We start from the raw sequence: 8,572 nt of genomic DNA, 5'->3' as shown, positions 1-8,572 counted from the left end.
TTCACCTCAGCCAACCCCGTACGCTGCGAGTTCTTCGGGGATTTCATCGACTCGATCCGTGTCTTCAGCGTGCTGTCACAACGGTCGATCGAGAATATCCATCAGATTGCGATTATCCCGCGGCGTGAGGTGCCGTTCGCACCGGAGGAGCTGGAGACCTGGATCGATTGCCTCGACGGGCCGACGGCCGAGGTCCTGCGCGACAAATGCCTGGGCGGTTTTGAACATCCAGGACTGGAATGGCTGGCGCCGCTTCTGCAAGTCGAGCGCGAGCCGCTGACGGCGCATCTACCGGAAGGAACGCTCACCTATCTGACCGACGAAGCGGCAATCACCGAGCGCCTGGAAAAGTTGCACGAGGATGCCGAGGCGTTGTACGAGGAATTCCGATCGCAGTTGCCGACGGCGCCGCCGCCGAGCCAGATTTATGTCGGCGTGGATGCGCTGGCGGACAGTCTGGAGAGGTTGCCGGCGGTGATCGAACGGCCGCTGGGGTCGACGGCAACGGGCGTCAACTTTCATTTCAAGGAACATCCATCGTTCAACGGGCAGATTTCCCTGCTACGGCAGATGCTGGACGGCTGGCTGAGCGAACGCAAGACGGTGTTTCTGATGTCGGACAACCAGCTCCAGCGCGACCGGCTACAAGAGCTGCTGCCGGAGTATGTTGAGCGGGTGCATTTCGCCGTCAGCAGTCTGCAACGCGGATTCGTGCTGCCCGACATCGAAACGATCATCCTGACGGACCACCAGATCTTTGAGCGACAGGTGATCCGGCATCGGCGGCGGCGCTTCAAAGAGGGACAGGCGATCAGCTCCTACAATGCGCTGGAGATCGGCGACTACATCGTGCACGTCGACTACGGGATCGGGCGCTATCGCGGCCTGAAAGAGATCGCCATCGGCGGGCGCAAGCGGGAATGCCTGCAGATTGCCTATGCCGACGAGGACAAGCTGTACGTGCCGATCGAGCAGTTCGGGCGGGTGCAGAAATACGTCGGCAAGGAGGGCGCGCCGCAACTGACGAAACTGGGCGGCAAGAACTGGGAGAAGGTCAAGGCGCGGACGAAGCGGGCGATCGCCGAGATGGCGGAGGAACTGATCCGGTTGTATGCGGCGCGCAAGGCGCGGCCAGGAGTGGCCTTCCCCGCCGACGACGACTGGATGCGGCAGTTGGAGGCCTCGTTCCCGTTCGAGGAGACGGCCGATCAGTTGACGGCCATCACGGCGGTGAAAACGGACATGGTGAAGAGCGCGCCGATGGATCGGCTGATCTGCGGCGACGTGGGATTCGGCAAGACCGAGGTGGCGATCCGGGCGGCGCTGAAAGCCATTGCGGGCGGAAAGCAGGTGGCGGTGCTGGTGCCGACGACGATTCTGGCGCAGCAGCATCTGGAGACGTTCCGCCGGCGACTCGGGCAGTTCCCCTTGCGGGTTGAGATGTTGTCGCGATTCCGCACGCGGGCGGAGCAGAAGCAGGTGATCGAGGAGTTGAAGGCGCAGAAGATCGACGTCGTGATCGGGACACACCGGCTGCTGCAGAAGGATCTGGAGATTCCCAATTTGGGGCTAATCATCGTCGACGAGGAACAGCGGTTCGGAGTGGCACACAAGGAGCGGCTGAAACGGCTGCGGCAGCTGGCAGACTGTTTGACGCTGACGGCGACGCCGATCCCGCGGACGCTGCAGATGTCGCTGCTGGGGGCGCGGGACATGTCGCTGATCAGCACCTCACCGAAGGATCGCCAACCGATCATCACGGAGATTGCGGAGTTTGATCCGAAGGTGGTATACGAGGCGGTGAATTTCGAGGTGCAGCGCAAGGGGCAGGTGTATTTCGTGCACAACCGGGTGGAGACAATCGAATCGATGCACCGCTACCTGAGCAAGTTGCTGCCGCATATCCGCATCGCGGTGGCGCACGGGCAGATGCATGAGCACGAACTGGAAGATGTGATGCTGGGGTTTCTGAAGAAGGATTACGATATTCTGCTGTGCAGCGCCATTATCGAATCGGGGATTGATATTCCTTCGGTAAACACGATTATCATCAATCGCGCCGATCGCTTCGGGTTGGCGCAATTGTACCAGTTGCGCGGGCGGGTCGGGCGGTCGCAGCAGCGGGCGTTTGCCTACCTGCTGGTGCCGCCGGTGAAGCAATTGACCGATACGGCGCGCAAGCGGCTGAAAGCGATCGAGCAGCATACGGACTTGGGATCGGGGTTTCACCTGGCAATGAAGGACCTGGAGATTCGCGGCGCGGGGAATCTGCTGGGGCCGCAGCAGCACGGGTTTATCGAGGAAGTGGGGTTTGACCTGTATTGTCGGCTGTTGGAAGAAGCGGTGGCGGAACTGAAGGGCGAGTCGCTGGAGGGCGATTTTGAGGTGAAGCTCGAGATTGACGTCGACTCGTACATACCGGATACGTACATCGAAGATGCGCGGCAGCGGGTCGAAATCTATCGCAAGATTGCCGATGCCAAGACATTGGCGGAGCTGGAGGCGGTGCAAGGGGAGCTGGAGGACCGGTTTGGGAAGTACGGTGAAGAGACGCAGAACCTGCTCGACTTGATGGCAATCAACATCCTGGCGCGGCGGCAGAAGATCGGGCGGGTACGGCTGGCGGAGCGCAAGCTGACGATGGTCTATGCAGAAGGGGAGTTGCCGGGCAAGAAGCAGATCGAGCGGCTGCGCGTCGCGGCGCCGGACAAGATCGAGTTCGATTCCTCGGAGGGATTTGCGGTCAAGATCGTGTTTCCGGAGGGCGAAAAGCGGCCAATCGGGGCGGCGAGAAATCTATTGCTAACCCAGCAGGTTTCGGTATAGTACAAGGATTTCTCCGGGATCAATCAGGTCGGAGAGGTGTAAGAGTACAACGATGAGGATATCCATGACCAAGTTCCGCACTGGCATAGCATTAGCCCTGCTGTTGGGGATCGGCATTTTCGGTTGTTCGAAGAATCCGGACGCGACGGTAGTGACCATCAATGGCGAAGACATTCCGGTCTCGCTCATTCATCGATTTTTCGACAGCCGCGGCACCGTATTCGGGTCGTACGAGGAGGAGTTTAAGACCAAACGCGACGCAATCGACAGCTTGATTGATTACAAGTTGCTGGTGAAGGGTGCGTACGATGCAGGGCTGGGAAATGATCCGGAGATTGAGAAGTTGGTGAGCGCGCAGCGCGCGAATTTCCTGTTCGACGAGCTGTACCGGGTCGAAGTGGCGCAGAAGCTGGAGGTCACGGATCAGGAGCTGCGCGAGTTTTATGACAAGCTCAAGAAGGAGCGGCGGCTGGCGCATATTCTGGTAGCGACGCAGGCCGAAGCGGATTCGGCGCTGCGGGCGGTGAACGCGGGTGCGGATTTTGGCGGGGTGGCGCGACAGATTTCGCTGGATCAATCGACGGCGGTGCGCGGCGGCGAGATGGGATTTGTCAGCTGGGGCGCGAATTTGGTGGATGAATTTCGCGATGCGGCATTTGCACTCAAAGTCGGCGAGGTGTCGCAACCGGTCAAGACGCAATTTGGATACCACTTGATCAAGGTGCTGGAGGAACGGGACGCCGAATTGCAGCCCTACGCCGAGATGCAGCCGATCATCCGGCAAGTCTTGAGCAGCCGCAAGTCGATGCGGGCCGAGACTGATTTCCTGCAGCGGATGCAGGAGAAGGCGGCGGTGCAGGTCAACGAGGAAGCGACCCAGATGCTGCTGGAGCGGCTGGATATGTATTATCCCGACACGCTGAACGGTGCGCCGCGGCCGGACAACTACTTTCCCAATCTGGAATTGCTTAAGCCGTTCGAACAGCAGATGGTCTTTGCGAGTTACACCGGCGGCGAGGTCACGGTGGAAGGATACATCAACAAGCTGACCGATGTGCCGGAAGCGTACCGGCCGCGACTGGACAATCTTGAGGCGGTGCGTTCGACCGTGTTTCAGTTGGAGCTGAAGAATATCCTCGAGTACGAGGCGGACCAGCGCAAGATCGGCGAGCGGACGGAGTACCAAAAGCGCATCACTGATTTTCGCGAAGGGTTGATGGTCGACAAGTTCGTGCGGCAGATTTTGGGCGGACCGATTTCCGCGAGCGAGGACGAGATTTACGAGTACTACAACACGCATTCGGACGAATTTTCCGACCCGAGGCAGTTGCATCTGCTGGAGATTCAGCAGGACTCGGTGGCGCAGATTGAGCGCATCATCGACCAACTGCGCGAGGGCGCGGATTTCGCGCAGTTGGCGCGGCAATACACGAACCGCGACGGTGCGCGGCAAAGCGGCGGCGATCTGGGTTGGGTGACAGCGGCGGGATTTCCGCGGCTGTGGGAGGCGGCAGCGCGGCTGTCGGTCGGGCAATGGTCGGACCTGATTTTGAACGAGAGCGGCAAGTACTCCGTGGTCAAGGTGCTGGAAATCAAGCAAGCGGCACTGCGGCCGATTACCGATGTCACGGCGGCGGTCCAACAGAAGGTCATCGACCTGAAGCGATCCTCGGCGATGGTCGACTGGCTGCGCGAACAGCGGGGAAAGGCCAAGATCGAGATTCATGAAAACGTGCTGGAGAAGACAATCGACAAGACGAAGTATGCGAATCAAGGTTAGAGTCATCGCAGCCGTCTGGTTGGTGCTGCTGACCGCGGTGCCGGCGGCGGCCTGGGAAGAGCTGGACAAGATTGTGGCGGTGGTGGGCGACCGGGTGATCCTGGCTTCGGAGCTTGAGTTCCAGATTCAGATGTACGAGGTGCAGACCAAGTCGGCGCTGAACACGCCGGACAAGCGCGACGCGTTTCGCCGGGACCTGCTGGAGCAGATGATCAACGACCGGCTGATTCTGATCCGGGCGAAGGAAGACACGACGATTGTGATCTCGGAGAGCGATATCGATGCGGCGCTGGAGGAGCGACTGGAGGAATTAAAGTCGCGGTTCCGGTCGTCGGCGGAATTCGAGGCGCAGGTAGCGGCGGAAGGCTACACGATGCGCGAGTTGAAGAACAAGCTGCGACTGGATATTCACGACCAGTTGTACAAGGACCGGTTGATCAACAAGCTCTTGAGCAAGGTGTCGGTCTCGCGCGCGGATGTGGAGAAATTCTACGCGCAGTACCGCGACAGCCTGCCGAACCAACCGGCGATGGTGAAGCTGGCACACCTGCTGCTTCCGGTCGAAGCGACGAAAGAGCTGGGAGATTCGCTGCGGGCGAAAGCGGAGATGATCCGGCAGAAGATCCTGGCGGGGGAAAGTTTCGAGCTCTTGGCGCAGCAGTATTCCGAGGATCCGTCAGCGGAGACGGGGGGCGACCTGGGAACATTCCGCAAGGGCGATCTGGTTCCGGAGTTCGAGCGGGCGGCGCTGGCGCTAAATCCGGGGGAAGTCTCGCCGGTGGTGCACACGCCATTCGGGTACCACATCATCAAGCTGGTGGCGAAGGCGGAGGACAATTTCCATGCCAAGCATATCCTGCTGCTGGAGCACGCGACCGGAGCCGACAGCCTGCGCGCGGAGGCGAAAGCACGGGCGCTGGCCGATTCGGCGCGGGCGGGTGCGGATTGGACCGAACTGGTGAAGAACTATTCGATTGACGACAAGACGCGGACGAATTCAGGGGAATTAGGTTGGTACCCGCTGGAGGAACTGCCGGAGGTTTACCAAGCGCCGCTGGCGGGACTGGAGTTGAATCAGATTTCCGAGCCGGTGTGGACGCCGGAGGGCTTGCATCTGATGAAGCTGCTTGAGCGCAAGACCGCGCGGCCGATTTCGATTGCCGAGGATTACGACATGTTGAAGGAGTACGCGCGGCGACAGAAGTCTTCGGAAGTGATCGCGCGGATAGTCGACGAAATGAAGGACCGGGTATACATCGACCTGCGGGGCATTTGAGCGGGCGGCAGATGATGCGATTAGACCAATTCTTGCAGAAAACGGGGATTGTGAAGCGGCGGGCGCTGGCGAAGGAAATCTGCGACCGCGGGAACGTCGAACTCAACGGGCGAACGGCAAAGGCGGCACACGAAGTCAAACCGGGCGACGAGTTGGTGGTGAAGTTCCGCGAGAAGCGCTGTCGCTACCGGGTGAGTGATGTCCCGACGGGCAATGTGCGCAAGGATCAGCGCGAAGCGTATGTTGAGTTGACCGCCGAAGAACATTTCCACAGTCTCTGATGCCGCACAAGTACCACGAAATCAAACGCGAACTCGAGAAAGCGATCCTGGTCGGTGTACAACTGCGCCAGACCAATGAGCGCGTTTTCGGCGAGACGATGGCCGAGTTGCGCGAATTAGCGGTCTCGGCGGAGGCGGAGGTGACGGGGCTGGTCACGCAGAAGCGGCCGGCGCCGGATAGTCGATTCTTCATTGGCGGCGGCAAGGTTGAGGAGATCAAGGCGCTGATCGGATCGAGCGGAGCAAACCTGGTAATTTTCGACGATCAATTGTCGCCGGCGCAGGTGCGAAATCTGGAGAAGGAGTTGCAGGTCAAGGTGATTGACCGGGGCAACCTGATCCTCGATATCTTTGCCAAGCGGGCGGCAACCAGCGAAGCGAAACTGCAGGTGGAATTGGCGCAACTGGAGTATTTGTATCCGCGGTTGACGAACATGTGGTCGCACTTCTCCAAGCAATATGGCGGCGTGGGAACGCGCGGACCGGGGGAGACGCAGTTGGAAGTGGACCGGCGGCTGGTGCGGGATCGAATCGCCAAGTTGAAGGAGCATCTGGAGCGGGTCAACCGGCAGCGGCAGACGCAGCGCAAGCGGCGGCAGGATGTTTTCAAGATTGCGCTGGTCGGCTACACCAATGCTGGTAAGTCTACTATTTTCAATCACTTAACCAAGGCGGGCGTGTGGGCGGACGATCTGCTTTTCTGCACGCTGGATGCGGTGACACGGTACCTGCCGATCAGCCAGAAGTACCGGATCGTGATTTCAGACACGGTGGGGTTTATCCAAAAAATTCCCCATGAATTGGTGGCCTCGTTTCAATCCACGCTGGATGAGGTGCGATATGCGGATTTGCTGTTACACATCGTGGATATTGCCCATCCGAATCGCATCGATCATTACGAGCAGACCAACCGGGTGCTGGAGGAGATCGGGGCCGGGGCCGTGCCGCGGCTATTATTGTTGAACAAGGCGGATTTAGTGCCGGCGGAGGAGATTCCCTTAATTGATCTGGAATTTCCGCCAGAACGGGTATTTGTGGTGTCGGCACGGACGCTTCTGGGGGTCGACAAAATGCTGAATTTTTTGACCGGCTTTGTCGAAAAGGAAGTAGGGGCAAGAATCAGGGCAACGGGACAGACTCATGGCCAAGCGTGAAATTCTAATTGTTGACGACAACCCCAATATGGCTTCCCTATTGTCGGAAATGCTGGACGTTTTCGACTTGAAAAGCCGCGTGACGACCGACGGCGAGACGGCATTGCAGCTTCTGGACGAGGAGCATTTTTCGCTCGTCATTACAGATCTGAAGATGCCGCGGATGTCGGGCACTGAGCTATTAGCGGCGATTAAGGGGAAGCATCCGGAGGTGCCGGTAATCGTCATCTCGGGATACAACGTGGGGTCGAGCGAGGGGCAAGTGGTCCAGGGTCTGGCCAACGGCTTCATTCACAAACCTTTCAAGATGGCCGACATCCAGTCGGTCGTCGAGCAATTCCTGTAAGCAGCTTCTTCACGGTCCCATTGCACGCTCAGCCGCGGGCGGTGAGTTGCGATGATTTCTATTGACACCAGCGAGGTGATCACCTAATGTTTGCGCGATTCAAGTCGTATCAGCGAAGGCGTGAGGAATTGGATTCCGGCGCGAACAGGAGGTTTTTGCAGATGGTCGATTTCGTGAAGAAGATGATGATGATATTCGGCATTATTGCCGCTGTGATCTGTTTGACCTGGGAGCACGCGGACGCGCAGTCGTTGGGCGAGTCGATGCTGACCAAGGGAGATTCGATTGCGGTGTATGTCGATGCCGAGGATTGGGAGGCGATGAAGGCGGCGCGTGAGGGGCAGGTGGTGAAGATGAAGGTGCTGGAGAACATCGTCAAGTTCGACAAGAAGCTGGTCAACAAGGGTCAGTCGGTCTATGCAACGGTATTGAAGCGCAGTCGCGGCGGGGCGTATGCGGGCAGCGGCAAGCTGGTGCTCAAGATCGATTCGACGCACTCCACCGGCAAGACGATGATCCCGCTGCGCGGCGGGGCGGAGTTCAAGGGCAAGAGCGGCGCGGGCAAGAAGGTCATCTCGATCGTGCTCTTCCCCATCGGCTGGCTGATTAAGGGCGGCGACGTGGAGTTCCCCGAGGGGAAAAACGTGTTCAAGCCGGTAACGGTGGATGACGTGCCGTTGAAGTATCAGAAGTAGTATTCAAAGCAATTGCAGATTTCGACGCGGCTGACCGGGAGGTTGGCCGCGTTTTGTATTTCTGCAGGTACCGGTCGACGGCAACGCCGCAGCGGCAGAGCGCTGGGCGAGATTCGAGGGGCTTTCCAACCCACTTTTCACATTGAATGAGCGGAGGAGTTTGCCTGGATTTGGGCGAGTAGGCGAGCTGCTACGGTAGTTGATCATTGGAGGC

Annotated in this window: 7 protein-coding genes; all 7 read left to right on the top strand. The window is 59.0% G+C overall.

The window, feature by feature from the left end; translation table 11 throughout:
- A partial coding sequence (gene mfd / locus IT585_00265; GenBank protein ID MCC6961664.1) for a transcription-repair coupling factor occupies positions 1-2,826 on the top strand: 2,826 nt, incomplete at its 5' end.
- Positions 2,827-2,890: 64 nt separating this feature from the next.
- The gene (locus tag IT585_00260; protein MCC6961663.1) at positions 2,891-4,606 is read left to right on the top strand and encodes a peptidylprolyl isomerase; all 1,716 of its coding nucleotides are present in this window, start codon (positions 2,891-2,893) and stop codon (positions 4,604-4,606) included.
- A complete protein-coding gene (locus IT585_00255; GenBank protein MCC6961662.1) occupies positions 4,590-5,882 on the top strand; it encodes a peptidylprolyl isomerase in 1,293 nt (430 codons plus the stop codon). Before IT585_00260 ends, IT585_00255 begins: the two co-directional genes overlap by 17 nt.
- Before the next feature lie 14 nt (positions 5,883-5,896).
- The gene (locus IT585_00250; protein ID MCC6961661.1) at positions 5,897-6,163 is read left to right on the top strand and encodes an RNA-binding S4 domain-containing protein; all 267 of its coding nucleotides are present in this window, start codon (positions 5,897-5,899) and stop codon (positions 6,161-6,163) included.
- On the top strand, positions 6,163-7,317 hold the full coding sequence (gene hflX, locus IT585_00245; protein MCC6961660.1) for a GTPase HflX: 1,155 nt from the start codon (positions 6,163-6,165) through the stop codon (positions 7,315-7,317). Before IT585_00250 ends, hflX begins: the two co-directional genes overlap by 1 nt.
- Complete coding sequence (locus tag IT585_00240) at positions 7,304-7,663, top strand: response regulator (GenBank protein MCC6961659.1); 360 nt, start codon at positions 7,304-7,306, stop codon at positions 7,661-7,663. Before hflX ends, IT585_00240 begins: the two co-directional genes overlap by 14 nt.
- Positions 7,664-7,824: 161 nt before the next feature.
- Entirely contained in the window at positions 7,825-8,358 is a 534-nt protein-coding gene (locus tag IT585_00235) for a hypothetical protein (GenBank protein ID MCC6961658.1), read from the top strand.
- Positions 8,359-8,572: the final 214 nt, after the last annotated feature.

The sequence above is a fragment of the Candidatus Zixiibacteriota bacterium genome (genome assembly GCA_020853795.1).
Taxonomy (GTDB): domain Bacteria; phylum Zixibacteria; class MSB-5A5; order CAIYYT01; family CAIYYT01; genus JADJGC01.
This window is presented reverse-complemented; position numbering and strand designations above follow the sequence as displayed.

Bases quoted from the DNA above. Each gene is read 5' to 3' on its own strand.
- IT585_00235 (MCC6961658.1), top strand. From the start codon at position 7,825: ATGGTCGATTTCGTGAAGAAGATGATGATGATATTCGGCATTATTGCC.
- IT585_00250 (MCC6961661.1), top strand. From the start codon at position 5,897: ATGCGATTAGACCAATTCTTGCAGAAAACGGGGATTGTGAAGCGGCGG.
- IT585_00255 (MCC6961662.1), top strand. From the start codon at position 4,590: ATGCGAATCAAGGTTAGAGTCATCGCAGCCGTCTGGTTGGTGCTGCTG.
- IT585_00260 (MCC6961663.1), top strand. From the start codon at position 2,891: ATGACCAAGTTCCGCACTGGCATAGCATTAGCCCTGCTGTTGGGGATC.
- IT585_00240 (MCC6961659.1), top strand. From the start codon at position 7,304: ATGGCCAAGCGTGAAATTCTAATTGTTGACGACAACCCCAATATGGCT.
- hflX (MCC6961660.1), top strand. From the start codon at position 6,163: ATGCCGCACAAGTACCACGAAATCAAACGCGAACTCGAGAAAGCGATC.